Below are 25705 nucleotides of genomic sequence, written 5' to 3'. Positions count from 1 at the left end.
GCTAAAATCCATACAATTTCGTACGCTTGTCCGGTAGTTCAAACTCAGAGATTCAAAAACGGCCCTTGAGTGGTGAGAATGACCATGGATAGATGGCGATTCAACCCAAAACCAGCTCATCCTCCGAGACTGTGGGTGGATGCACAGGAAAATTCTGTATAGCATAATACGGTATATGCCTGTTCTATCGTGTGAGAATCGGCTCTCTGGGGCTCGTATTCCCTGAATTCCATCGATCGATCTATTTTGCACATTGGTCTTGATTATGCCCGTAATCACGACCACTTTGAAGTACCCCGACGCCGTCGGTGAAGCACGAATGCTGCAACCGCCTCACGACGGCGCTTCCTCCGGGGTAGCGCCACTGAGACCGGGTTCGAGTTTGCTCTGGCTCTCCTCAGCTGAGGTCGAAGCGATAGGCGAAGGAGTACTTTCGGTATAGAACGAATGACCTCAACCTATATTAAGACAAAGCCCGAACGATGTTGTATGACCGAAGACGAATCGAACTCCGAGGGCCTGATGGAACGCCAGACCACGGGTGAAGACCGCGTGCGGATGACCGCCCGGCAGTTGTCGGAGCCGCGGACAGCCAACTGGATCGCTTCCGAAGCGGGCTGGTCACACGAGCCGACGAAACGCGTCCTCGAACGGCTCGTTGACGATGGCATCCTCCATCGCGACGACAGCGGTACTCACACCACGTACTACCCCGATTACCGTCGTCAGGCGATGCAAGAGGCGATGCGCCTCCGGGACAGCGGACACACTGTCGAGGAACTCACGGATCGTCTCGCCGATATGAAGACGCAGATCCGCGACTGGGAGGACGAATTCGGCGTCGAGTCACCGAACCAGCTTCGCGGGACGCTCGCTGACGAGGCTCTGGACGCTGATGAGGAAGATCGGCGCCGTGAAATCGCCCGCGAGTGGGAGCACCTTCAACGGCGTATCCAGATCGTCGGCTTCGCCATCCGCGAATGGGACTTTCTCGCGCCGACGACAGAGCCTGCTGAGGCCAGCAGCTAACGGATGTCGGTCCCGCATCCAGGTGGTGATCCGAACGCGAACCTCTACGCCCAGCTGAAGCGAGACGTCCTTGACCGTGTGCCACAGATTTCGGCGGTCGAGTTCGTACCTGACGATATCGAGGCCAAGCAGCTGCGGGCGGTTTTTGATCCAGCCCGCCTTGATCCCCCAACGGGCCCTGATTCGCCGGAACTGACCGTCAAGTGGTATCGACAGGACCCACACGATTGGTTCCGTATCAACTACACCGACCCGAACACGGGCTTTCACGCCGGCTGGCACCAGGACGAAGACCATCCCGATCTCGGACAGGCGCATTTCCAGTACTCAGCTGCTGATACGGAGGACCGCTGGGGGATCACATTTGAACACGAGACTCCTTCCCTGATCCTCTGGAAAATCGTCGAAGCACTCCTCGAGGATGCTCGTCCGACTTACCAGTACGCGAACGAGGAACCATGACACCCCGAGAACGCACCGATCAGTCACTCGCGAGTTCCTTCGAGCGCTACCTCCAGGACAAGGGGAAAGGCCGCGGTGGCGACGGCGGGAACTATCGGCGTAACGCTGCACGCGAGCTCGAGCGGTTCGCCGAGTGGGCCGCCGGCCACCGCGGCGCCGACGGCTGGACCGGGATCGTCCCCGACGACCTCGACCGCGAGCCGACCTTCGTCGATCTCGACGAACGCGTCTTCCGGGAGTACGCCCGGCATCTCGGTGGAGATCGAGGACTCAAACAGAATACGGTACAAACCTATTACCGCTATATCTCTGCGTGGTGCGGGTGGTGTGTCAACGAGGGATATCTCGAAGCGCACTACGCGCAGCGGGCGAGTGCGATGGCGCCGCTGCCGGAGGACGACGGCCGCAAGCCCGGTGACCAGCAGGCTTGGACGTCCGAGCAGCGCCACGCGCTTACCCAGAACGTCGACGAACGTGCCCGCGACGCCGTTGAGGCGTACACGACACTCCCGGAGGATACTGATCCCGTCGACAAGCAGCGAGCGCACTACGCGGCGTTGAAGGCGGCTCGTGACCGGGCTCTGGTGTTCGTCCTCGCGTACACAGCTGTCCGCGTCGGGGAACTCCTTCGGGATCCGAACGATCCGCGCCGGCGCGGCGTCCGCTGGGAGGACCTCTCGCTCGACGACGGGAGTATGGACGTTTACCGGAAGAAACAGCAGTGGGATGCCGCGAGTCTCCCTGACCCGGTGATCTCGCCGCTGCGGAGCTATCGAAGGCTGATGGACCCACCGACGGAGCGCTGGCCGGTGTTTCCGACGTTCGACCAACGGACGCTCGCAGGGCTCGTGCGGGACGAGCTGGCTGACCAAGGGGAACACCCGGATGCAATCGATGAGCGACGTGAGGAGTACGCTCGCGACCTATTGTTGGCTCTCGACGAGGACGTTCGGCCGCCGTCGATCACAACGGATGGAGCACGGTCGATTCTTCAGCGACTCTCGGAGACCGCAGAGATCGACATCGACCATCCAAAACACGAATATCTTGCCCCCCACGGTGGTCGCCGCGGGATGGGTGAGGTTCTTGTTCGTGCGTTTGGTTACACCGTCGCTGCCCGGTATTTAGACAACTCTGAGGAGATGGTGAGAGAGCGGTACTCACATATTGAAGCTGGTGAACTCGGCGACGTCGCAACTGAAGCACTAGAAGAGATTGATAGTCTTACATAATTGTAGGCGCGCTCTCAACACAATACGTTTTCAAGAAGACAGGGTAGATGACCAATTGAGGACTATTCGTTTTTGAGCATCTGCCGGATCAACGGAGTCAGAACCGCGGCAGCGTACCCTGCAGCACCCCACTTCGACGTCATCGAGTAAGCAATATACCCCGCTATCCCTCCAATAACTGCCCGCTGGTAATTTGTAGGTTGCTCATTAAACCACTCTCTGGTCTCAGAACCTGCTAAAATGAAATACGTAATCTGAGTCGGTACCTCCAACGCCAACTCAAAAGAGAAACTACCTGCATCCGGCAGAGTAGCATCCACAGTAGTCTCAGCAGGGCCCGCCTCCGGAACCACCTCGGCAGTAGCCTCCAACGGCTCGGCGTCTACACTTGTCGTCGACGTCGGATCAACAACCGACCTCTCAAACTGGGAAGACGGATAGCCACTGGCCGCAGCTGCCGCACTTACGGACGGTTGAATTGCCGCTAAATCAGCCAATACAGACTGAGGAACCCGGATATCTGCAATCACATCAGATAGCATCAAAGCAGCTGATCGAGCAATCATATTTTGCTGTTCCTCAATGACCGCAGTCAATGGAGCCAAACTCCGTGCGAGTGCCATCTCCTGCTGAGCAATAATCGGCTGGAGGGCACTTGCCACCATTTTTTCCGTTCGAAACAGATCTGAACCCACCACGCCAGCTAAAAGAGAAGTCTGATTCTGAAGAACCGTATCGTGGATGTCCGGAATATTAGCCACCGCAGCAATCGTGGAAGCCGGGATTTCAACACTCGGAACTAGCTCACTCATATCCAGATTCAATCCTTCCCAGTCAAAGGGTAGCGGCGGCGTCTCCTCCTCTGGTGGCTCACCTACTGACAAATCCTCAATATCGTGGTCCAAGTACAGCGCACCGACATACTCTCGAAGCAGATCTTCAACTGGCTCATCGTCATTCCCCTCGTCGAACTCCTCCTTCAACTCTTGTTCCAGAGAAAAGTACGCTCGTGATGGCCTCGACGCCTTCGTCGCCACATCCGAGGGATCCTCGAAGATCAATCGGTAAACCGTGAGTGCCTCCTTCGTCGTCTCCACAGACAAGTCAGTCTCCTCAGCAACCGTTTCTATATCTCCTACATTACGCCATAATTCGCCGGCCTCACGAACCGTCTCTACCCACTCAAACGATACCTGCTCCTGACGCTCCTGGCGCTCCTCCTGAATCGCCTCCATCAACTCCTCAAAATCAGCTTCACTACTCGGTTCCTCGTCTTCTTCCTCACTCATTACCAGAAGGATAAGTCGTACGGCGTAAAAAGACACTTCTCCTGATCAGCTATTTGGCTGCTCCAGCACTAGGTTTATACTGCTTGACGGACTTCTTTTCGGTATGAGCCTCGAAGAGACGGTCGACTACCTCGCTGAAGAACTTGATCTTGAGCGAAGTGAACACGTCCGTGAGGTCGGTCAGTCGGTCGCCGAGCTTCGCGACTGATCAGAACATTTCTCTGAAGTCACGTTCGACGAGTCCGTCCTCCAGATACGTGATGAACTCTTGTTTCGTGGGTCGTTGACGGTCGAGCAGATCGTCCCGTTCTGCACGTTCGAGAACTGCCTGCGCGAAGTCCGTACAGTGGGATTCATGCTGCTCAGCGTACTTCGAAAGGGCTTCTCGCCAGTGCATATCCAGCTCGAACTCGGCTAATCGGATTTGGATTCCGTCTTTCCGTTCGACGAGGTCGACGTTCAGGTCTTCGAGTTGCTTGAAACGGAGGTTGTTCCGTCGGACCGTGATGAGCCGCTTGGAATCGACGATGTAGGGATTGACCCACTCTCGCCAGGTATCGTCGTCGACGTGTGTTCGTGACATCTCAAAATCCGGATCCACACTCTCAATACAGAACTGAAGCATCGCGATGCCAGTTCGATGATTCGCATTCGGGAGGGAATGTCGGAGAATCAAATTCGACATCACCTCTCCAGCGACGGTCGGGAGTGGTGCTCCCCAGGATACGTGATCAAGTCCCTGCTGGATCTTTTGTGGTTCGAACTCCTTGTAGAGTCGAAACTCATCCTCTTCGCGAGCATCGACAGCGGCTTCGAGCAATTCCACTAATCGGAATGCGACAACTTGTCCAGCACGGGGGAGGTCACGAATACGGTCGCTCAGCCATTCCTGATCGAAGTTGATGTCTTGGGCTAATTCGATCTCTGAATCGCCTTCGTAGAGCACATAGACCGGTGTTTCGAAGGGATACCCGATGAGCTTTGTCGACTCGTCGGATCGCTCCCGCTGAGAACGAATTTCTGCTACCGATGCCGAGCTATATTTGAGTGAGAAATTCTCGGCCTGTGGGTGGTGATAGAAAACGAGCCGAGCCATCTAACTGTGTATTCGTGGGAAGTGGGTAAAGCAGTCCCGCTTTTATACTGAGTTCTACTTGCCTGGTTCTACGACGTCGTGGGTGCGTTCACGTCCTCTAAATATTGGCTTTCCCACTCACGTCGCGCCTTGATTTCCCGCACCCCGCGTTGTGTGACCGTGTACACGTTCGTTCGTTTGTCGAGTTCACCCTTCTCGAGCAGTCCTTTGTCGACGAGGTCGTCGAGGTTCGGATAGAGCCGCCCATGATTGATCTCCTGTTCGTAGTAGTCGTCGAGTTCGGCCTTGATTGCGAGCCCGTGTGGTTCCTCGAGCCCAGCAGTTACGTACAAGATGTCCCGCTGAAACCCAGTCAGATCGTGCATCCGTCTGTTTCCAATTTTTGAGGGGTGGCATATGTTCTCTCTGGTCCTCAAAGGCGGAGATTCGGACCAAGGGTATCTACGAGTATACTCGTCACCGAATAGCGTTTAATATCGAGGCATCTGTATCTCCGGTAATGTCCTTTCGGCTGAGGTCGCCGTTGAGGCTCCGTGTCTGTGATCGGCCCGCTGTCAGCAGGTGGTAATCAATTGTGTCTTCATCTCAATCACTATCTCCCCCGTGCGCGCTTTGTGGTAGGGCTGTCCCCGACGATCGAGTCGTGGCTGAGGACGACATCGTCTTCTGCTGTGATGGTTGTCGAAACGTCCATCGGGGGCTCGGTAGCGATGGGGTTCACAGTCAGATGGCCCCGACAGACGGCACTATACATGAATCCGGAATTAGAGCGGGCGAACGCGAGGCAGATCCGCGTCCAACGGGGACTGAGGAACGAGCCTTCTTCCAGGTCGACGGAATGCACTGTGCGACGTGTGAAGCGTTTCTGGAATCGGTTGCTGAAGGCTGCGAGGGCGTCACTGACGCCGCGGCGAGTTACGTCACCGAGACGATCCGTATCACATACGACCCTGACCGCGTCTCGAAGGAGACTCTCTGTGATACCCTGAGTACACTCGGCTATTCGGCAACCCTCCGTGCTGGAGGGAGCGATGACGCACCGACTATAATCGGGCAGTCGCGCCGGTCGGACGAGCAGAATGAACGAGGGATTGACGAGGTGCTGGGATTTCGTTACGCTGCTGGTGTCATTTTCGGGACGTTCATGCTCCTCCCGTATGCGGTCCTCCTCTATCCGGCGCAGCTCTCGTCGTTCTTTGGTGAGGGGACGCTCGATATGTACGCGAGTGCGTCCGGGATCGGCGGTGGAGATGGCCTGTTGATCCTGCCGCTCTTTCTCGTTCTGACGGGTGTCGTCCTCGTGTTCACCGGCCTGCCGCTGTTACAGGGTGCATATGTCAGTCTGAAGATGCGACAGCCGAACACGGACCTGCTTGTCGCACTCCCCATCGTGAGTGCCTACGTGTACAGTACGATCGCCTTTCTCCTCGGTCGGATCGACGTTTTCTACGATCTCACGATCGTGGTTGCCGCGAGTGTGGTGGCTGCCATCTTCTACGAATCACTGAGCAAGCAGCGAGCGATGGATCGCCTGACTAATCTCACTATCTCCCACGTCACCGAAGCCAGGCGGTATGGCGCCGATGGGACGACGACGATGGTCGACGTACACGGTCTTGAACCCGGGGAACGGGTTCTCGTCCGTGAGGGCGAACGCATCCCAGTCGATGGTGTTCTCGCTGAGGGTGAGTGCACGGTCGATGAAGCGATCGTGACGGGCGAGTCGCTACCGGTATCGAAACAAGCTGGGGACGAGGTCGTCGGCGGGGCGATCGTCACAAATGGGGCTGCTGTCCTCACGGTGAGCGATGAGACAACCAGTAGTATCGATCGCCTCATCACCTCTGTCTGGAATCTCCAGAGTGGGGATCACGGTGTCCAGCGGCAGGCCGATAGGCTCGCGTCAGTCATCATCCCGGTCGTTGTCGGTGGGGCGGTACTCGCTGGATTGGGGTCGCTTCTGGTGGGGGCTGGCATTCCCGTCGCCGTCCTGACGGCGCTGATAGTTCTCTTGGTGGGGTGTCCGTGGGCACTTGGCCTGGCAACCCCGCTCTCGGTGGCAACCAGTATCGAACAAGCGGTAGAGCGGGGCATCGTCATCTTCGACGAGACCGTCTTCGAGCGCCTTCGGGACGTCGACGTCGTCGTCTTCGACAAGACGGGGACGCTCACGACCGGCCAGATGGATGTCCTCGAGGCGGATGCACCGTCGGATCTGCTTGCAATCGTCGCGGCCCTCGAACAGCGAGCATCCCACCCAGCGGCCGACGCAATCGTGAATACGTTTGCACAAAGGAATCAGGAGGGCGATCGCTCAAGAGCCGATGGGGGGGTTGCCGATGGCAGTGACCACGAGTACGCAGCGGACATCACTGAATTCACGAGCCACGCGACCGGCGTCGAAGGAGTCGTCGAGGACACGCGCGTTCTCGTCGGGAATCTCGATCTCTTCGCGGAACTGGGGTGGTCGGTTAGCGAGCGGATCGAGACGCGTGCCGCAGAGGCACGAACGGCCGGTCACCTTCCGGTCGTCGTCGGTCGTGACGGTCATGCAGAGGGCGTCATCGTCGTGGGCGACGAACCACGGGTGGGTTGGGATGACACACTCACGCATCTGAATGACCGTGATATCGAGATCGTCGTTCTGACCGGTGATGACGAGGCTGCCACTGACTTTCTCGACAGTCATCCTGCCGTCGATCACGTTTTTGCGGGGGTCCCGCCGGCAGGCAAGACCGCGACGATCCGGCGGTTACAGTCCCGGGGACAGGTTACGATGGTTGGTGATGGAACGAACGATGCACCGGCTCTTGCGACCGCAGACCTGGGAATCTCGCTCGGTGGTGGAACGGCACTCGCGTCCGATGCCGCGGATATTTCTATCGTCGATGACGATCTCGCAGCGGTGGGGACGACGTTCGACCTCGCAGATGCAGCTCGTCGGCGTGTCAAACAGAACAACGGGCTAGCGCTGCTCTACAATAGGATCACGATGCCCCTTGCGGCGACGGGGTTGCTGAATCCGGTGTTTGCGATGGGAGCGGTCGTGGCGACCGGCGGTCTCCTCGCGGCGAATTCGTTTCGAGACCTGCTTACCGAGTAGCGGCTCTAACCCCGCGAAGCGGCAGATACCTGCTGTAACCGGGTGGAGTCGGTTCCTATCGCTTCAGTTGAGAAGTTCGAAGACACTGAGGCCCGCGTACCCGACCGCAAAGCCCGCGACGATGATAGCTCCAGAGAAGATCTGGTAGAACGGGGTCGACAGGAGGAAGCCGGTCGCGAGGGTACCGACAACGATCAGTACCGCTGCCAGTACCAAAAACACGTACTGACGACGTTTCCCCTTCATATATTGAGACATTTGTCCCCCTTGGTACCGTGAGATCACGGTAGATACCTTACCTCAGTCGGCCGGGATGATGGCAGCCGATTGATCGGGCTGTCGGGCTGCTTGGACCGAGTAGATCAGACTTCCGGTGAAGAGGACGAAGCTTCCAACGATGAATACTGCACTGAGCGGCGAGGCCGAATCGACGAAGACCCAGTAGAGAGGGGCGGCAATCGATGGCCCGGCAGCAAGTACCGCGATCTTCGCAACGAGTGGCCCACAGCACCCACAGGTACACGTCCCGACGATTGCAGCACTTCCGGCGGTCCCTTCGGTCATGCCGGCTCGTTCCTCGACGCGCCAGTGCCGGGCGATGAGCGCGGCGTTCAATCCGATGAGTGCGCTCAGCATCCCGACGACGATGACCTGGCCGGGTGACAGGGCTAGGAAGAACGGGATATGTATGAACGGGAGATGCGGAATCGCGATTTCGAGCGTCGGCCACGATACTAGCTGATAGATTGCGGGTAGAACGACGACCGTCACCTCTTCGGGGAAGCCCTCCTCGGGGAAAAACGAGAGGTATCCTGTTATAGAGACGAAAAAGAGTGCTAACACGACACCGACGCCGATGCCGAAGCGACGCGCAACTGGATCACGCATGACTGCGCGGATGACACTCCCTGCGTCCTTCCAGACGACATAACCGACCAGGATTGGCGTGCCGAGGACGATTGCGTACCCGAGTGGATGCGTATCGCTTGCCAGTCCTGGAAGGAGGTAGGGGTACGAGATCCACAATCCCATGAGGATGCCGAGGAACGTGTACCGTGGTCGGGATGGCCAGCGGAGCCACCCAACGACGAAGCTCGCGACCATGATGCCCAAGCCACTCAGCAGCGCCAGTGGCTGATACCACGCTCGGGGGAACGGCATCGAACTCGCAGTATATGTCGGATCTGGGGAGAGCCCTTCGAAGAGTACAGCTCCGAGTGCAGTGATAGCGATACCGGCGAACACGCCGTACAGAGCGGTTGTCTCCGTGATCCGATCTGTCCGTTTGAGAAGGATGAATCCACCGAGAATAACGGCACCAACGAAAGCAATAATTACACCGTGTCCTTGCGAGAGTCCACCGCTTCCGGTTGTACCGTGGGCGGACGCGACGGGAACCTGAGTGAGCGTAACAATCGCTGCGAGAAGTACAGAGAGTGGCCGAATAGATCCGATTCGAGAGGTCTGTCCACGGGAGGGGGCCCCACGTGGTTGACGCTCTTCTGGTGACATTATTCTGTCTTGGACAGGGAGCCACTTCTACCTGACTGATTCACCCCTGATATCCTGGGTTTGACTGTCGTTGGATCATGCTGGGTGTGGAAATATCCTCCTCCGAAAGTATGACCGGCACGGTGAATTCACTCGCTGTCCAGAAATACGAGGAACTGTATATGCTTGAGGAACCAGACCGGAAGAACGGCTCCAACCACTGCAGCGAGTAGGAGACTATTCGCTGCTGTCCACACGATTTGCCCGAGGACGGTGCTAATAATCAAGACGCCGTTGTACGCGATGGCATTCACCGCTAAATCGCCTCTCGACTCAGGCCGGGGCCACTTGACGAGACTGGGCTTGATTGCTGATGTCCGACCGGAAGCTACGGCGACAAGAAGTCCGAGTAAGCCGGATACAAACCATCCGAGAACAGCCGGTGGCCAGCTGTATACGACCGTGGCGGTGGCAAGAACAATCAGACACGGGCTGGTGATTGCACAGATCTCTACAGAGACATAACGGGTTAAAATGTGTTCCTCGGTTTCTTCTTGTGCGGTGGCCATCTGTGAGGGTTCTGAGTAGAGCAATGGAACGAATGGGGAATGCTCCGTCGAGGATTTGAACCTCGGTCCGCGACGTGAGATGCCGAGATGATTGGCCGAGCTACACTAACGGAGCATCTCGAACTTGTGGCCCCAGTACTTCAAATTCAGGCGGTGTCCTATTCACTGGGAATCCGCCGTTTCCCCTTATGCTGAGGGCTTTGATATCCCGGTATGGAACGTCGACAAGTTCTCAAGACAGCTGGAATCCTAGCAACAGGTGGCGTAACTGGTCTCGCAGGATGTAGCAGTTCGGGGAACGGGGACGGTGGCGACGAGCCGACCACGACCGCAACGCAGGAGACGGCTGGTGGGTCGGGCGACTCGAATACTGTCATGATGGTCACCGAAGGGAGCGAGTATTATTTCGATCCAATCGGGCTGTTCGTCGAATCAGGTGAGACAGTCACGTTCGAAATCCAGAGTGGGAGCCACTCAGCAACCGCTTACAAAGAGGGCACGAGTTCGGCCTCAGTAACTCGGATCCCCGAGGGAGCGGAGGCGTTCAATAGTGAAACGCTGAGCCAAAAGGGTGCGACCTACGAGCATACGTTCGAGACTACGGGGACGTACGATTATTTCTGTATCCCGCACAAGTCCCTGGAGATGGTTGGTCGGATTGTCGTTGGCGAACCCGGCGGTCCCGCGGAGGGGAGTATGCCGCCGGACGGCGACGTTCCTGAAAGCCAGACCATCGTCGATCAAGGCAGCGTCTCGTACAGCTCGTTCTCCGGGTAGGCGGTCGCGTACCCTGCGAGCTGTGCGCTCCAGAATCACTTGTACACCATATGGTCGACACTGACAGTGCTTCGGACCGTCAGTACGGAGACACACGCTGTCGATGACGCTCGCACAAGGCTCGTGGCCGACATACACGGATGCTGCCCTCGATAGTGTTCGGCGAGAACGACGCGAGGTCGAACGCGAATGTCGAGCATTCCAACGGTTTCACCAGCGTATTCAGACCGTTGACACACAGACTCCTCGGTTCGAACGGTCCGTTGTTGGAGTGGATCAGAACCTTACATCCGAAGAGAAGTCGATTCGTGATACCATCGAGCCGTGGTATCATGATACTGTGATGGCGGTCGGCCACTACAGCGACGTGTACGGTGATTCGTTCGAGGAGAGCCTCAGTGCCGAATTCGGTGTCGACGTGCTGGTTCTAATTTCGGAAGCGACTACGTTCTCACCGCTCATCAAACAACAACTCCTCGAGGCCGCACAGCAGTGTATTGACAACCGCCGGGTCTTTCTGGAGGCGCTCAAGGCTGAATTCACTACGCTCAAAGACGCACAATCTACAGGTCAAGAGATCCGAGAGGCGATAGTAGAACTTGATTCTACGGAATCACAGGGAATCTCAGATACTGAACTGACCGATCGATACGACACGCTTCACATGTTGAACGATGAATGTAAGAGTTGGATCCAGCAACGGCAGGAGGAAATCCACGCTCATCGAATCGATCAGTCGGCAGACGTGGATGCCTACACTGACCTCTGTTCGTACCTCTATGAGGGTCTGGAGGTTGACTATCCGGTATTGGCGACGTTTGTCGATATCTTGGAGATCATCTCCCAATATGAGTAGTTCTCTCTTTCACCTTCTACTCAGTCTTGATGTCCTCCCATGGCTGAACAGTAGTTGCTGATTTGGCTGCGATTAGTGCTGGCAAATTCGGCGATGGAATCGAAAGACCCCGTGGACCGGGTGCACGACTCTCAGAATCGGCGTGATTGGGCGTCAAACACATCAAATAATCCACTTCATCAACTACTGTGAAGGGGTGGGCTTCCGCTCGCCCCGTGTCAGTGCCGGTTTCCAGCAAATCTACTTTGTTAACGGTTTTGTCTATCCGGTCACAACAGTACATATGGAATTCGACTTTGTGCGCTCGGTGGCTCCCCTCGTCGTAATTGTCGCTGTCGCGGCGATTGCGCTCACGACCGTGATGACCTCCTCGACGGTCTTTATGATGGTTCTACCCTCGATGATTGTCTTCTCGGTCATCGCGTTCTTCTTGGGAATGAAACATGGCGAGTTCCGCGCCAGTCCATAATAGGCCGACTCAGTAGCCGAAGTCCGCTGGGTTGCGGTCCATGCTAGCCCCCAGCTGTGTTGATTCAGATTTATTCCGATACATGCAACAGGAATCCACCAGAGCCGGGTAACCCCTATCGTTCAGTTGGACCCAGTCCTGGTCGTCGTGTAGAGAGTCTCTACGTGGAGTAACCGGCGTACTCCATAAGCTGGTTGAAGATGTCCGTATCCATGACGGACCGATAGACCACGCCGGTAAGCATCCCGCCGGGATAGAACGTGCCGTTCATGACGTGGTTGACCTTGTGGCAGTGCATCAAATAGATACCGGGGTCTGCATCGGCAGTAAATTCGATCGTGTGTCGTTCAGCAGGGGCAATGTTCGTGACGTCCATGTCGTGGCGGGCAGCCTCCGGAATCGTCCCGCCGTCCTTTTCGACACGCTGGAAGCGGTGGTTATGGATGTGCATCGGGTGCGACATGTACCCACCGTTAACGAGGTGGATACGAACTGAGTCGCCCTCGTCGACGATGATCGGTGACCCTTCTTCGGGGTGTAGCGTCCGGGGTGCGCTCTTCCCGTTGACGGTGAATACGTCCGGATTGCGACTGGCCGAATTGTATGTGAAGTCCGCCTCACCGGCCCACTTCCGCGGAACCCGCGAATCCCAGTCCTTGATCGTCATGAAGTATTCGCGGTCCGCCGGTTCGTAGCCTTCGGGATCGACTCGGTAGATCCCGTACATGCCCATGTCGATATGTCGGTGGGTCTGGAAGTGACAATGGTAGAAATGCGTTCCAGGGACGTTAGCGGGAATCTCATAGGTGTGTGTCTCCCCTGGCGGGACCTGAATCCCGGTCGTCGTCGGGACGCCGTCGTTCTCCCACGTCTTGCGAACTCCGTGGAAGTGAATCGTGTGGGGGCGTCGGCCATCGGTGTTATCGAGTGTCACCTCCATCGCGTTACCCTCGGTCGTTCTGAGAATTGGGCCTGGGACGCTGGGGTCGTTGTCGTCGGCCTGGAACGCCCAGACGCGCGGGAATTCGACGGGCCCACCCATTGTATCGAGCGGGTGGACCGCGTGGCGGGCCTGCTGAGTCCGCATCGTCACTTCGCCACCCTGCTCGTCGACGTTGACGATTGTTGGAGGGCTGGTGTAGGGGAGATTAGGCGAGTCAGTTTGTGCCTGCGTGGGCGTATCGCTCGTTGCTGCTGGCTCGTTGGCTCCGCCCGCAGAACAGCCTGCTAACGAAGCGATGCCGGTCGCGCCAGTTGCCGCGAGAAACTCACGCCGAGACAGTCCGGTTCCGGGTGCGCCGAAACGTGTGGTCATAATACACTCGGTATTTTGGGTGGCCTAAACATAGGGCGACTGCGGTGTCCCAATTCACGGGACAGCGCGTGGATATGTTCGGCACAAGGCGAATGGAGATGGCGGCTTCTCATCTATACTTGGTCGCCGTTAGGAGTCAAAAATTGAGGCGACAAAGTGGTCAGTTTTTCAGAATCCGCCCGTCGCCGTCAGATAAGCCCCTGCGAACTGCACCGCGTTATACGTCCCGTGAATCACAGCCGGTACTGCGATATTGTCCGTGTACTCGTATGCTGCTCCCAGTACGAGGGCCAGAACGAATGCGATACCGATGTACACCAGTTTGCCTTCCCCTGACAACGAGAAGAGATGGATCGATGCGAACAGAGCGCTTGCGAGGATGATTGCCCGAGCCGGATGGAGACTTTCACGTAGGGTGCCCTGTACGAGGCCCCGGAACAACAGTTCTTCTCCCGGGCCGACCAACAGGAACTGGAGGGGGATCAGAAGAAGAAATACACTCGGATTTTGCCGCCCGACCTCGACGATCTGATTCTGAGCCGAGTTCAGACCGAGGGCTGTGATTACTGAGGACGCCACAAAGAGCAACCCCAAAATCGCTATACTCCCGCCAACAATCACCGCCCCATCACGTTTGCCAGGGAGACGAACTGGAACGAATCCCAATCCGAGATCACGGCCTTTGAGATAGAGAATGGCGATGCCCCCAAACGTCACTCCTTGAAGGAAGAACGTACTCACAACCAGTCTGAGGGCTGGGCGCGATGCGAGGTCGACTCCGAACAACCCGACGACTGTCGCGACGGCAAGGATTACGATAGCCCCCGCGACGTATGACCCATACGTGAGACCAATCGCCGAGGCGACAGACCGGAAGCGAGATATCGACGACATTAATCAGATGTGAGCGTAGGGCTCCACCCTACAAGCTGGCTTCGATAGGTCGATTGCGGCGCTATTCATTCCAAGACATCCCGCGGTAGTGATTTTGTTCATAGCTGACGTTCAGGTTCGACGAGGTTGGATCCAGCGAGGACTGTAATCGTAACGAACACGAACGCGATGAGTGAGAGATTCGGAATCGTGAGTCCGAGTACTGGTGCCTGCCACTGGACGACTGCACAGGGGCCAGCAAAGGTGCATGAGGCCGTTGTTGCTTGGAGTACGGAGTGATATCCCGCGATTGAAGCTCCTATCACGGTCAGTGGAACGACCGTTCGCCAGATTGTGTTGTGGCTCTCGAGAACGGCAACGCCGAGAACGACGACGAGCGGATACATGAGGATACGTTGGTACCAGCAGAGGGTACACGGAACGAGACCGAGGCCGAGACTGAACCAGAGGCTTCCGAAGGTTGCAATCGCCGCGACGCCTGCCCCGCCTGCAAGCCAGAATCGTCCGTCGGACATCCATGACTCAGTTTGATCCAGCTGCATCTTCGATCAACTGTCTTGCTCGCTCTTCGTTTCCGAGTGGGTTGACCGTCGTGCCATTGATGAGGAGCGTGGGTGTGGCGTCGACACCGGAATCGCTCGCAGCCCTGTCAGTCGCCCGAAGCGCGTCGTCGTACTGGTTTTCTTGGATCGCCCTGCGGATCGACGCTGTCTCGGAGACGCCTGCTGCCTGAGCAAACTCAACCAGCCTATCGGCGGTCGCCCACTGGTCGCTTTCGGGCGGCTGATTCCGGAACACGTATTCGTGAAACGGCCAGTACGAGGCTGGGTCGGTGTTCCAGACGGCTAATCCGGCCTGACCGGCTGCCGGTGCATCGGGGCCCAAAAACGGGTCGCCACCGATATATGCGAGATTGCGGAACTCGAGCGCGACTGTTCCTGGTTCCACGTAGTCCGTCACGAGTTGTGAAAGCATCTCCGTACTGAACTGGGCGCAGTACGGACACTTCCAGCTCCCGAAGTATGTGACCGTGACATCGGCATCAGCAGACCCCATCGTCGCATAGCGGAAGTCTCCAGGCGAGTCGGGAATCGGGGCAGTGGTAACGGCACCCGTATCACCTCCAGCAGTCGCGTCGTCATCCGGCTCAGTACTCGTATTGTTAGAGAGAGCGGTGGCGCCGATCACGAGACCGGCAGTGGCGGCACCACCACCGCCGAGGAGAAGCTGTCGGCGGGTTAGTCCTCCGACAGCAGCCCCGACACCTCCCTCGGAGAGCCGCTCTGAGAACGTGAGTGAATCAACGACTGTCTCAGCCCGTTTGTAATCCACACGTGAGAGGTCGTCGGGGTGCGCGACGAGCCAGTGTCTATAGAGCTGCTCGTCAGTTTCGTCACCGAATTGTTCACCACAATAGTGGTATGCGCTGTGAGCGTTCCATGTGTGGTCGCGCGCTGCTCCCGCTGTTTCGAATTGATCTGTACAGATCGGGCAGGTATGGGCAGTCATTCGTGATCACTACTCCAAGTGTAGATTTCATAGGCTCCGTGTTCTGCTCTCATAGTGAGCTGAATCGTCGGTATCTGTGGCATTGTGTTATACGCAAGGGGCATCAGCGGCGGAGATATGCGACGAGGCAGGTCGTCAGGAGACAGAGGAGAATAAGAATTGCCACGCCAAGATGAGTCGTCACGATGATCGGTTGGAGATCTTCCGTGACGGTCAATCCTCCGAGGATAACCTGTAACGGAAGGAGGGCGAGAGCGGCCGTGGCCGACCATTTGACAATCGGGGTATTCCGGTGTGTCACCCACGCTCCAAGGGTCGTGCCGACGATCAGAACCCCGGCCGTCATCGCCAGTCCACGGTGAGCCCACTCAGCGAAGATTTGGAGTGCAGAGTATGGCGAGTTAGCAATGATCTCGGGTTGAAGGAAGGGAACCCACGTCCCGTAGCAGGTTGGCCAATCAGGACAGGAAAGTCCAGCACCGATTGCACTAGTGTAGGCTCCGAGAAGCATCACGATATACGTCACTAGTAGCGTGAAACCGGCGATATGCCTGTACTCGACCGGAATCTGTGAAATTGTGGTTCGCAAATCGTGCCAGCGGAGTCGGGCTTGAGACATAATAGTGGGTAGGGACGTTGACTTGCGGTGTGAGGAGTTGATGTCTTGGAGACAAAGTGTTAGGCCGGATTCCCAGCGAGTGGGACACCGCCAGCGATTCATTGAGGAGCCGTCCCACGGGACTGTTAAGAAAACCCACGGTTTGTAGGGAAAACCCCTATAGGCCGAGATTATGATGTCTCAAGAACATACCCAGGAACGGTCAATAGATGAACGCGACCGTGAGGTGAAGTCTGCTAACGACAACACCTGTCCCGAGTGTCAGGGCCATATCACCCAGAATGGCGATAGCGGTGAGGCGACCTGTGAAAGCTGTGGATTGGTTTTTGAAGATAATCCAATCGACCACGGTCCTGAGTGGCGTGCGTTCACGTCAGATGAACGCGATGAAATGAGTCGGGTCGGGGCTCCGACGACGCAGCTGATGCACGACAAGGGACTCAGCACGACTATCGGCTGGCAGGACAAGGACGCCTATGGACAGGCGGTCTCGGGTCGCAAACGTGCTCAATTACAGCGCCTTCGGACGTGGGACGAGCGGTTCCGGACGAAGGATGCCCACGAGCGGAATCTCAAGCAAGCGCTTGGGGAGATCAGTCGTATGGCGTCCGCCCTGGGACTTCCGGAATCGGTTCGGGAAACTGCAGGCGTCCTGTACCGACGTGCTGTAGAGCAGAACCTGCTCCCGGGTCGCTCGATCGAAGGAATGTCGACGGCGTCGTTGTACGCGGCTGCCCGACAACACGGAATGCCACGGCCGCTGACTGAATTCGCCGACGTCAGCCGTGTCGAGAAAATCCGGATCCAGCGAGCGTACCGATATCTGTCCCGAGAACTCGGGCTGGAGATCAAGCCCGAGGACCCCACGCAATATATCCCACAATTCGCGTCATCGCTTGACGTGAGCGACGAAGCAGAACGGCGCTCGCGGGAACTGCTTGAGGTAGCTACAGATAATGCCGTCCACAGTGGGAAAAGTCCAGCCGGGTTGGCGGCTGCCGCGCTGTATGCTGCGACCCACCTCACGAACGAGCAGCTCACACAGGAGACGGTGAGTGAGGTCGCCCACGTGAGTCGAGTCACGATCCGGAATCGATACCAAGAGCTTCTCGAGGTGTACGCGCAGCATGACTGACCGGCCGGCCTTTGCGGGCGAAATACAGCTACGGATATACCAATGACACGTTATTTACTATGACCGTGTTCTCAATACAGACCGAGATCGAAGTATTGGAGGTGCTCGTTGACGAGTCACCTTGCCATGTGATGGAGATCACTAATATCGTCGATGGGCACCCGATCACTATCAACCAAGCGTGTACTCATCTCCACAGTGAGGGCTGTATTGTTCCGCGCGGGAGGGGTCTCTACGAGATTACCGACGCCGGCGAACAACGACTCGAAACTCAACAGGAATCATAACGTTTCATAACTGTGTCACTATGTTTGCCCTCATTGGATGGATCAGCCATCAACACTCCCCAGCCCGGATCCGTAATGAATACGGGGTGCCGATGGAGCCTCTCGTCCATAATCGGACTCCATTTCCCGACGAACACGTATTCTCGAATAATGGGAGATAATTCAGTGTCTTCCGAGGACCCTTCGGAGCTGCAGGATGTCCTCGATGCGCTGGATGATCCCGCGTGTCGGACTATTCTCCGGGAAACTATCGAACCAATGACTGCGAACGCACTCCTCGACGCATGTGACATCCCCAAGTCGACGCTGTATCGAAAATTAGAACTCCTCAGTTCCGCTTCCCTCGTTCGAGAACAAGAGACGATCAACCCTGGAGGTGGACGGGTTACCTACTACGAACGGTCGTTCGAGGACGTCACGATCTCTATGGACGACACAGGTACGTTTTCAGTGAATGTCGATCGGCCGCCGCAATCTACCGACGAACGGCTTGCAGATATCTGGTCGATGATGGGGGACGAAGTATGAACGGCGTCATCACGGCGATTGCAGTCGTCAAGTTCGTAATCCTGCTTCTCGGTGGCGGGATCACCTACATTGCATTTAAAGCCTATCGACGTACGGGTGAGGACTCGCTCCGCGTCCTTGGTGTCGGGTTCGGTATCATCACACTCGGGGCAATCCTGACTGGAGTGGCCAATCAGTTCTTTTCTGTCGGATTGGCCCTCGGCGTACTCATCAATAGCCTGTTCGTCGCCCTTGGCCTCGCGGTCATCATGTACTCGCTGTATATCCAGAAATGAACTCCGTTCCGAATGGTGCCGTTCCTGATCTCCGTCGGGGTAGCTACCTAATCCTTTTCGGCGTGGTTCTGTTCGTTCTCACGCTTGTTAGCAGTGCAATGCTCGCCCCTGCGATTGGGACGGCTTCGGAGACAGATCAGACGTCCCGAACCTTGGTCGGGTCTCAGGGGGGTGGCCCAGGCTGGCACGAATACGGCAGCGTCTACCTCCTCAACGGTACGAACACTACCTGGCGTGAATCGAGTGCTGATACCTATTTCGACGTCACGCAAACAGAGAACGGAACAGTGTTAGCTGGGTTTATGGACAGCGGGTACGCTTCGTGCGGACCGTACGAGTCTCCCTGTACCGAACGGGATTCCGAGTCATCGACCCCGGTCAAGACACTCGGGTGCTTTCGGAGTATAGCTTCCCGGTGCGAACGAACAAGAACAGCGAAGTCCACGATGTCGAACGACTTCAGACGGGAGAATACCTTGTGACGGATATGGAGTACGAGCGTATCTTTACTGTCAAGAACGGCGAAGTTACGTGGCAGTGGAATGCGAGTTCGTTCTACGACGCCCCACAAGATCCGACGACGACCGACTGGCTGCACATCAACGACGTGGACGTCATCGGCCCTGGGCGCTATCTCGTCTCAGTACGGAATGCCAACCAGCTTCTCGTTATCGAGCGCGGCGAGGGCGTCGTTGAGGTTATCAATGAGGATACGACCGATTCGAACGATGCCAATTGCCGGAAATCCGGCCAGTTGAACGACTATGACAATGATGGCGATATTCGATGTGGTGACCCCGACGTGCTCAACCACCAGCACAACCCCCAGTGGCTCGGGGATGGTGCCGTCCTCGTCGCTGATAACGAGAACGACCGAGTCGTGGAACTGCATCGAACGGAGGCCGGTAAATGGGAGCCAGCGTGGGCTCTTGATCGGGCAGCGGGTGTCGAGCTCGATTGGCCCCGGGATGCGGATCGACTCCCGAACGGAAACACGCTCATCACCGACACGCTCAACCGGCGACTCGTAGAGGTCGACGAATCCGGGACTGTCGTCTGGAGCGTTCGAACAGAGCGTATTCCATACGAAGCCGACCGACTGCCCTACGGTGAGTCTGTCGGAGCCCCGAAGTACACGACTAAGGGAAGCAGCGTCGACAGCCCTGACGCCGGCGTGCCGGGCCTCTCACTACTGCTGGTCGGGCTTCGGGCAGTCGTTCCGTCAACGCCATTCTGGTTCCGGGAACCACAACTCGGCCTGACGCTTGTCTCTGCGCTCCTCATCGTCGTCGGCGGCGTCGACCGTATTCGTAACTAAACCTTTTCCCGAAGCCAGTCGAGAGCTCGCCCGCGTTCCGTAACGTCGAAATATCGCATCTTGTCGGGCGAAACTGGCCAGATCGGTCGGATCGCACGCCACCAGTCGAAGAGGAGTTTCGCCCATCTCGAGTCTCCGACTGCGGCGTACCGGGCGATATCGAAGTCAGAACCGTACCGGAGATCGGGAACCACTCCGTGGAGATGTGTGAGAAACGTCCTGAACGTCCAGTTCGGAACTTCCTCATACACGTGGATATGCTCGTACTGGTCGCTCTTTTCGACGAGGAGCGAGTACAGCTCTTGGTATCCTGCTCGCGTGCCCCGCCCGACGCGAATCGCAATGATGTTCTCATTCGTTTCGTCCAGTACCTCAAACATTCGACTGGACGCTGTGATGGACATGGTTAGTGGGAGTGGTTCGTGGTGCCGGCAGGGTCAGTGTCGAGGTCGACGTGGCCGACGAACTCGACGGTCGCATGATCGATCCCTCGATTCGTGAGATGGTCGTGGACTCGGGATCGAATCCCCCGTTGCTCTTCGAGAGTGGTCGCCGTATCGGTGAACCGGACGGTTGCCACGGTGAGTTGACTACAGACTTGCCAGACGTGGAGATCCTCGATCTGGTCGACACCATCGAGTGTCGTCAATTCATCCCGGAGTTCTTCGGACGACACCGGGCTCCGTTCCAACAGGATCGAGGTGCTTTCTCGGAGGACGTTCCCAGCCGACGCGAGCACCAGCAGCCCGATGAGCACGGCCGCCACGGGGTCTGCGATAGGGAGGTCAAACACTGCGACGGCGGCAGTCGAGACGATTACCGCAACAGATCCCCCGGCGTCACCGAGCAGGTGGTAGAACGCCCCGCGTTCGTTGAGACTCATCTCACCACCCTGCAACACGTACACGGAGCCGATGTTCACCAGCAGGCCACCCGTCGCGATGATCAGCGTCAACTCTGGATTGATCGCCACCGGCTCGAGGAACCGCTGGTAGGACTCCCAGACGATGTATCCGACCATCGGGAGGAGCAAGACGCCGTTCAGGAAGGCCGCAACCGGCTCCAGTCGGTGGAGACCGTACGACCACGCCTCGCCACCCTCGAACCGTTCGGCGGTATAGCTCGCGCCGAACGCCATCGCGTACGCCAGCATATCGAACAGCATGTGGAGTGCGTCGCTGATAAGCGCGACCGACCCGAACAGGAGTCCACCAGCCAATTCGACGACGAATCCAAGGAAATTGACGACCGCGACGAGTGCAAGCCGGCGCGTACTGCCACCTGTTGCAGACGCGGATTCGTGTTCTGCCGTATCTTGTGTATGCTCGTGGGGGCTCATACATTCATTTTGGAGGGAGAGCTATTTCGAATCTGAGGACTCTGGGTTTTCTTGAGTAGACTCCTTCGACCTATCTTCGGTCGCCAACGGCGAATCCTCCGCCGATGATTCAGTACGGTCCGAGGGTTCGGTCTCGCTATCGCCTTCTTCAGGTGCTGTGTCGGACTGTTCCGATTCCTCGGTGAGCGATGTATCCTGGGCGGAGGAGCCACTGAAGTCGAGCGGACGAAGCCAGATGAACCAAACGACAAATATGGTTGTGCCATAGCCGACGATCCACACGAGATCAGCTACGGCAGAGAGGTTCGCCTGTTCGAGAGTGTATACCAACAAACCGGGGCCGATGAGCCCAATGAGCACTACGAGGACGGCAAACTGCGGAGACGAGAGTCCGAACGGGTATTCTCGCTGGTCGGCCACCATATGGGAATTCACAGTTTCCTCGTTCTCTGTCCCCATATTATCCCTCCAGAGCGTTAGTTTCGGTGTCTGTCTCCGGCGTGATTCGAGAGAGTCGCATCGCATTCCCGGTGACGGCCGTCGTCATCCCGGCGTCGCCAGCGAGGACAGCGAGCCAGATAGGGACGTATCCGAACGGGACTGCCATTGCCAGCCCGGCTTTTACAGCGAGACTCGACCAGATGTTCTGCCGGATGACGCCGTTCGCATCGTTTGCGAGTTCGTAGAGGTACGGGAGCTTTGCGAGGTCATCGCCCATCAGAGCGATATCTGCAGTCTCCAGCGCCGTGTCGGTCCCGGCTGCCCCCATCGCCACGCCGACTGTGGCGGTGGCGAGCGCCGGCGCGTCGTTGATACCGTCCCCGACCATCGCAACGCCGTCGTACTCGTCGACGAGCTCCTCGATCGCGGTCACCTTCTCTTCGGGGAGCAATTCGGCTTGGTACTCGTCGACGCCGACCTGTTCGGCGATCGCGCGGGCAGTCCGCTCGTTGTCACCCGTCAGCATCACCGTTCGGGAGACGCCGAGTTGCTTGAGTCGCGTCACTGTTCGCTTCGCTTCCGGTCGGATCTCGTCGGCGACTGCGATGACGCCTTCGAGTTCGTCTTCGGTTCCAACGAGGACAACGGTCTTCCCTTCTGCTTGGAGTTCGGGGACGGTCTCGTCGAGAAGGTCGAGGCAGTTGTTCAGGTCGCACATCTGCCTGGCTGTCTGGGTGACGACACCGCCGTCAGTGGTCGCGTGGACGTGTGATAGGTCGAATCCCAGCTCCTCGAACAGCCCCGGCTTGCCAGCGAAGTGGGGCGTCCCGTCGAGGTCGGCCCGGACGCCCTTGCCGGTGATGCTCTCGAAATCATCGATCTCGCGCTCGGCGACTCCCATGCTGCCGGCCTCAGCGACGATCGCCTCGCCGATGGGATGTTCGCTCCGTTGTTCGAGCCCGCGGGCACACCGCAGGACGTCTTCCTCCGAATTCTCGTTCAATGGAACGACGTCAGTGACGGTGAGCTCACCTTTCGTGAGCGTCCCTGTTTTGTCGAAGGCGACGACGTCGACGACCTCCTCGGTATCGTTATTTTCGGGAGCGTCGCTCGGGGCGAGGCTGACCGCCAGAGCGACATTGATTGTTTCGTCGTCGTCGATGGCGACCGGACGACAGCTCGCCGACGAATTACTAACGTCGTTGCTGATCTCCAGTCTGAACGCTTCGACGGTGACCGATTCGCGTTCGAGCCGTATGTTGAATCCGCCGAGAGCGCACGCAGAGCCGGGTCAAAACTCCGCGAAATATTCGGGGAGGGTATTACGGTGTACGGCAGCGGCGACCTTGACTCGCTCCGAAAGGAGGTCGTCGCCGATGAGTAGTACGCGAATCGAGCAACTCATCGACAACGTGCAAGCCGCGTTCGACCGCCGCCCAACAGATATCGAGGCCGGACTTGATGTCGAGGATGCCGCCCTCCTTCAGCTGCGGAAGGCCTGTCGCTTGCTCGCCGGCGCCGAGGCGCTTCAGGATGCAAGCTACTACACCCTCGTCATCGAAGCGTCGTTCGTCGCTATCGAACGGACCGTGGAATTCCGCCTCCTCGAACGCGGCACGATGCAGCCGGACGATCTCCCCGGAACGCATCCTGGTGTCTACCGAGAGGCGGCGGTGACCGGTGTTTTCGGGGAATCGATGGGGCTGATCTCGCAGATCTCTGGCGTGACCACCGGGCAAAAACGTACTATCAGGACGGGCTCGCCTCAGCATCGCGTGCTGACGCGATGTATGAGCTCGCCACCGAGATTCATGCATACGTGACTGGGCGGTCTCGACAAGGGCACGAATGTATCTGTGGGGTGCCAACGTAGGCGAATGTGTCTAAGTAGTCGAGGGAAAGTCATCAAGGCTATTAACCAACACGAGATGCGATTAGACGCGGATTAGTTGGTTAAATAGATGAGGATCTTCGTAGTTTACCTGAATTGAGGCGATAAGGCCCCTTCCTCAACGAGCGAGCGGAGCGAGCGAGTAGGGAGGGGATACAGCGTTGACGAGACGCTGTGCGTCTCGTCCGCACACGAGAGCTTTGCTCTCGTAAACGCCGCACAGGTAGCAAACCCGTCCGACGCTCGGCCTACAGGCCCACCGCCATCTTTATGTTAAAACATAATATAAACATTGGTGATGGACAGACACGAAATCGAAGGTCATGAAGTCATCGACGGGACGGCCAAAGCCACCGGCAACGGCGCTCACGTTCTCGTCCCGAAGGGTTGGCGTGGCGCAGACGTGAAAGTCGTCCGGACCACCGAACCCGACGAGTAGCACACTCGATGAACTACAACTACAGGTACCGACTCCACCCGTCCGACGCCCTCGAACAACGGTTAGCGTGGTCTGTCGATACCTGTAGACAGGTCTACAACCACTTCCTTCACCGACTCAACCGCACCGACAACACCTCGGTATACAGCGAACAGAAACTCCTGCCGAGTCTCAAGAAATGGTGGAACGACCTGAAACACGTTCACTCGAAGGTGCTACAGAAGGTCGTACAACGGCTGTACGACAACCTCTCGACGCTTCGCGGCCGCAAAGAGAATGGCTACCGCGTGGGGACGCTCAAGTGGAAAGCACCGAACGAGTACCGCAGTTTCACCTACAGTCAATCCGGCTTCAAGCTCAAGAACACGAGCGGTCGGACAAAACTATGGCTCTCGAAACTAGGAGAAGTCCCACTCACGTTCCACCGCGACCTACCCAACGACACCGAAATCAAGACAGTCACCGTCAAGCAAGAACCGACTGGGAAGTGGTACGCCATTCTCGGCGTCGAAACTCCGGACGACCCGCCGGAGAAACCGGAGAACCCCGAGAAGCGCGTCGGAATCGACGTTGGGATTCTCAAGTACGCCCACGACACCGACGGGACCGCCATCGAATCCCTCGACCTATCCGATGAGCGCGAACGCTTGGAACGCGCACAGCGCGACCTTTCGCGGAAGGAACACGGGTCTGCGAATTGGGAGAAACAGCGCCGGGTCGTGGCCGAGCGTCACGCCGAGTTGAAGAGTAAGCGCCGCGACTTCCTCCACAAGTTGTCGAACTACTACGCCCGAGAATACGACCTTGTGGCCGTAGAGGACTTGGACGCCGCCGGACTGGTCGAACTCCCCGGCAACTCACGGAACCGCGCAGGGGCGGCGTGGGGGACGTTCCTGCGGATGCTAGAATACAAATGCGAGCGCGAAGGCACGCACTTCGTCGCCGTAGATCCGGCAGGAACCACCACGGAATGCGCGTCCTGCGGTGTTTCGACGGGCAAGCCGCTGTGGGTGCGCGAACACTCGTGTCCGGCGTGTGGGTTTGAGGCGGATAGAGACGCGAACGCGGCGTGGAACATTCTTTCTCGTGGTGTGAATAAGCGGTTAGGAGCGGGACGCTCCGAATCAACGCCTGTGGAGACTGCGCTCCCTGTGTCCTCTGTTGCGGATGCAAAGCGCGTCGTGGAAACAGGAAGCCCCACCCTCAAGCGCGAGCTGTCAGGCGAGCGGTAGGGTGGGATAGTTCACTCTAGAGTAACCCACTTTGCCACTCTCAGTCGAACATACAGCTATGGGCGCCAGTTTGGACGATGAGAATTATATCGCATACGGGGTATGGGTGT

The 25705-nt window shown here is 57.5% G+C and carries 26 protein-coding genes, 1 tRNA gene and 4 pseudogenes; 15 read left to right on the top strand and 16 right to left on the bottom strand.

From position 1 onward, the window contains the following. Positions 1-447: 447 nt before the first annotated feature. Genes ACFQE9_RS02085 through ACFQE9_RS02075 form a run of 3 tightly spaced genes read left to right on the top strand, consistent with a single transcriptional unit; the run spans position 448 to position 2723 of the window. The gene (locus ACFQE9_RS02085) at positions 448-1029 is read left to right on the top strand and encodes a DUF7342 family protein (protein ID WP_379739586.1); all 582 of its coding nucleotides are present in this window, start codon (positions 448-450) and stop codon (positions 1027-1029) included. Between the two features lie 3 nt (positions 1030-1032). Continuing rightward, positions 1033-1491: a hypothetical protein gene (locus ACFQE9_RS02080; protein ID WP_379739583.1), complete on the top strand. Its 459-nt coding sequence runs from the start codon at positions 1033-1035 to the stop codon at positions 1489-1491. Next, positions 1488-2723, top strand: coding sequence for a phage integrase SAM-like domain-containing protein (locus tag ACFQE9_RS02075; protein WP_379739580.1), 1236 nt, complete (start codon positions 1488-1490; stop codon positions 2721-2723). The genes ACFQE9_RS02080 and ACFQE9_RS02075 overlap by 4 nt, the downstream gene beginning before the upstream one ends. 62 nt (positions 2724-2785) lie before the next feature. On the opposite strand, the gene ACFQE9_RS02070 is transcribed toward ACFQE9_RS02075, so the two are convergent. From ACFQE9_RS02070 to ACFQE9_RS02060, 3 genes are all read right to left on the bottom strand, one after another. Beyond that, positions 2786-4012, bottom strand: coding sequence for a hypothetical protein (locus ACFQE9_RS02070; RefSeq protein ID WP_379739577.1), 1227 nt, complete (start codon positions 4010-4012; stop codon positions 2786-2788). Positions 4013-4220: 208 nt separating this feature from the next. Then, positions 4221-5108: a DUF8172 family protein gene (locus ACFQE9_RS02065; protein ID WP_379739574.1), complete on the bottom strand. Its 888-nt coding sequence runs from the start codon at positions 5106-5108 to the stop codon at positions 4221-4223. 68 nt (positions 5109-5176) lie between these two features. Next, a complete protein-coding gene (locus tag ACFQE9_RS02060; protein ID WP_379739572.1) occupies positions 5177-5473 on the bottom strand; it encodes a PadR family transcriptional regulator in 297 nt (98 codons plus the stop codon). A 362-nt stretch (positions 5474-5835) separates the two neighbouring features. Between ACFQE9_RS02060 and ACFQE9_RS02055 the strand changes: the two genes are divergently transcribed. Then, positions 5836-8211 (top strand): heavy metal translocating P-type ATPase, encoded by a 2376-nt coding sequence (locus tag ACFQE9_RS02055; protein WP_379739938.1) that lies wholly within the window; start codon positions 5836-5838, stop codon positions 8209-8211. A 63-nt stretch (positions 8212-8274) separates the two neighbouring features. Here the strand turns inward: ACFQE9_RS02055 and ACFQE9_RS02050 are convergent, their stop codons facing one another. The 4 genes from ACFQE9_RS02050 to ACFQE9_RS02035 all read right to left on the bottom strand — a co-directional run bounded on the left by ACFQE9_RS02050 (position 8275) and on the right by ACFQE9_RS02035 (position 10386). Beyond that, positions 8275-8457 carry a hypothetical protein gene (locus tag ACFQE9_RS02050; RefSeq protein ID WP_201289634.1) on the bottom strand — a complete coding sequence of 61 codons (183 nt, stop codon included), beginning with the start codon at positions 8455-8457 and terminating at the stop codon, positions 8275-8277. Between the two features lie 54 nt (positions 8458-8511). Next, positions 8512-9723 (bottom strand): hypothetical protein, encoded by a 1212-nt coding sequence (locus ACFQE9_RS02045; protein WP_379739570.1) that lies wholly within the window; start codon positions 9721-9723, stop codon positions 8512-8514. 128 nt (positions 9724-9851) lie between these two features. After that, entirely contained in the window at positions 9852-10271 is a 420-nt protein-coding gene (locus ACFQE9_RS02040) for a hypothetical protein (protein ID WP_379739567.1), read from the bottom strand. A gap of 40 nt (positions 10272-10311) precedes the next feature. After that, positions 10312-10386: transfer RNA gene (locus ACFQE9_RS02035), tRNA-Glu, on the bottom strand. 98 nt (positions 10387-10484) lie between these two features. Here ACFQE9_RS02035 and ACFQE9_RS02030 point away from each other — a divergent pair. The 3 genes from ACFQE9_RS02030 to ACFQE9_RS02020 all read left to right on the top strand — a co-directional run bounded on the left by ACFQE9_RS02030 (position 10485) and on the right by ACFQE9_RS02020 (position 12373). Next, entirely contained in the window at positions 10485-11048 is a 564-nt protein-coding gene (locus ACFQE9_RS02030; protein ID WP_379739564.1) for a plastocyanin/azurin family copper-binding protein, read from the top strand. Positions 11049-11151: 103 nt separating this feature from the next. After that, complete coding sequence (locus ACFQE9_RS02025) at positions 11152-11904, top strand: DUF7260 family protein (protein ID WP_379739561.1); 753 nt, start codon at positions 11152-11154, stop codon at positions 11902-11904. Between the two features lie 283 nt (positions 11905-12187). Continuing rightward, a complete protein-coding gene (locus ACFQE9_RS02020) occupies positions 12188-12373 on the top strand; it encodes a DUF7333 family protein (RefSeq protein ID WP_159670581.1) in 186 nt (61 codons plus the stop codon). Between the two features lie 160 nt (positions 12374-12533). Here ACFQE9_RS02020 and ACFQE9_RS02015 read toward each other — a convergent pair whose 3' ends face one another. The 5 genes from ACFQE9_RS02015 to ACFQE9_RS01995 form a co-directional block, all read right to left on the bottom strand. Continuing rightward, on the bottom strand, positions 12534-13688 hold the full coding sequence (locus ACFQE9_RS02015; RefSeq protein WP_379739557.1) for a multicopper oxidase domain-containing protein: 1155 nt from the start codon (positions 13686-13688) through the stop codon (positions 12534-12536). A 168-nt stretch (positions 13689-13856) separates the two neighbouring features. Beyond that, on the bottom strand, positions 13857-14582 hold the full coding sequence (locus tag ACFQE9_RS02010; RefSeq protein ID WP_379739553.1) for a CPBP family intramembrane glutamic endopeptidase: 726 nt from the start codon (positions 14580-14582) through the stop codon (positions 13857-13859). 98 nt (positions 14583-14680) lie between these two features. Further along, positions 14681-15097: a disulfide bond formation protein B gene (locus tag ACFQE9_RS02005; protein ID WP_379739550.1), complete on the bottom strand. Its 417-nt coding sequence runs from the start codon at positions 15095-15097 to the stop codon at positions 14681-14683. Positions 15098-15104: 7 nt separating this feature from the next. After that, positions 15105-16091 (bottom strand): DsbA family protein, encoded by a 987-nt coding sequence (locus ACFQE9_RS02000; RefSeq protein WP_379739547.1) that lies wholly within the window; start codon positions 16089-16091, stop codon positions 15105-15107. A gap of 103 nt (positions 16092-16194) precedes the next feature. After that, positions 16195-16710: a COX15/CtaA family protein gene (locus ACFQE9_RS01995; protein ID WP_379739544.1), complete on the bottom strand. Its 516-nt coding sequence runs from the start codon at positions 16708-16710 to the stop codon at positions 16195-16197. Between the two features lie 172 nt (positions 16711-16882). On the opposite strand from ACFQE9_RS01995, the gene ACFQE9_RS01990 reads away from it, so the two are divergent. The 4 genes and pseudogenes from ACFQE9_RS01990 to ACFQE9_RS01975 all read left to right on the top strand — a co-directional run bounded on the left by ACFQE9_RS01990 (position 16883) and on the right by ACFQE9_RS01975 (position 20253). Continuing rightward, positions 16883-17845: a transcription initiation factor IIB gene (locus tag ACFQE9_RS01990; RefSeq protein ID WP_379739542.1), complete on the top strand. Its 963-nt coding sequence runs from the start codon at positions 16883-16885 to the stop codon at positions 17843-17845. A 437-nt stretch (positions 17846-18282) separates the two neighbouring features. Then, positions 18283-18660, top strand: a complete 378-nt coding sequence (locus ACFQE9_RS01985) for a helix-turn-helix domain-containing protein (RefSeq protein WP_379739539.1) — start codon at positions 18283-18285, stop codon at positions 18658-18660. Next, positions 18657-18935, top strand: coding sequence for a DUF7521 family protein (locus ACFQE9_RS01980; protein WP_379739536.1), 279 nt, complete (start codon positions 18657-18659; stop codon positions 18933-18935). Before ACFQE9_RS01985 ends, ACFQE9_RS01980 begins: the two co-directional genes overlap by 4 nt. Further along, positions 18932-20253 (top strand): annotated as a pseudogene (locus tag ACFQE9_RS01975) (arylsulfotransferase family protein). The gene ACFQE9_RS01980 and the pseudogene ACFQE9_RS01975 overlap by 4 nt, the downstream one beginning before the upstream one ends. Here the strand turns inward: ACFQE9_RS01975 and ACFQE9_RS01970 are convergent. The 4 genes and pseudogenes from ACFQE9_RS01970 to ACFQE9_RS01955 form a co-directional block, all read right to left on the bottom strand. After that, complete coding sequence (locus ACFQE9_RS01970) at positions 20250-20633, bottom strand: SpoIIAA family protein (protein ID WP_379739533.1); 384 nt, start codon at positions 20631-20633, stop codon at positions 20250-20252. The pseudogene ACFQE9_RS01975 and the gene ACFQE9_RS01970 sit on opposite strands and share 4 nt — an antisense overlap. Before the next feature lie 26 nt (positions 20634-20659). Further along, positions 20660-21592 (bottom strand): cation diffusion facilitator family transporter, encoded by a 933-nt coding sequence (locus ACFQE9_RS01965; protein ID WP_379739530.1) that lies wholly within the window; start codon positions 21590-21592, stop codon positions 20660-20662. Positions 21593-21613: 21 nt separating this feature from the next. Next, the gene (locus ACFQE9_RS01960; RefSeq protein WP_379739527.1) at positions 21614-22051 is read right to left on the bottom strand and encodes a hypothetical protein; all 438 of its coding nucleotides are present in this window, start codon (positions 22049-22051) and stop codon (positions 21614-21616) included. Between the two features lies 1 nt (position 22052). Then, positions 22053-23108 (bottom strand): annotated as a pseudogene (locus ACFQE9_RS01955) (heavy metal translocating P-type ATPase); the annotation flags it as partial. On the opposite strand from ACFQE9_RS01955, the pseudogene ACFQE9_RS01950 reads away from it, so the two are divergent. From ACFQE9_RS01950 to ACFQE9_RS01935, 4 genes and pseudogenes are all read left to right on the top strand, one after another. Beyond that, positions 23097-23417 (top strand): annotated as a pseudogene (locus ACFQE9_RS01950) (nucleotidyltransferase domain-containing protein); the annotation flags it as partial. The pseudogenes ACFQE9_RS01955 and ACFQE9_RS01950 overlap by 12 nt on opposite strands. Next, a pseudogene (locus ACFQE9_RS01945) lies at positions 23410-23906 on the top strand (DUF8154 family protein). The pseudogenes ACFQE9_RS01950 and ACFQE9_RS01945, both read left to right, overlap by 8 nt. Positions 23907-24222: 316 nt before the next feature. Continuing rightward, positions 24223-24363 (top strand): DUF2080 family transposase-associated protein, encoded by a 141-nt coding sequence (locus ACFQE9_RS01940; protein WP_379739524.1) that lies wholly within the window; start codon positions 24223-24225, stop codon positions 24361-24363. Positions 24364-24371: 8 nt separating this feature from the next. After that, positions 24372-25595, top strand: a complete 1224-nt coding sequence (locus ACFQE9_RS01935) for an RNA-guided endonuclease InsQ/TnpB family protein (RefSeq protein WP_379739521.1) — start codon at positions 24372-24374, stop codon at positions 25593-25595. Positions 25596-25705 lie beyond the last annotated feature (110 nt).

Origin of the sequence: Halopenitus salinus, assembly GCF_042662125.1 — an archaeon.
GTDB classification, from domain to species: domain Archaea; phylum Halobacteriota; class Halobacteria; order Halobacteriales; family Haloferacaceae; genus Halopenitus; species Halopenitus salinus.
Note: the sequence above shows the minus strand (reverse complement) of the source record. Positions and strands in the feature narration are given on the sequence as shown.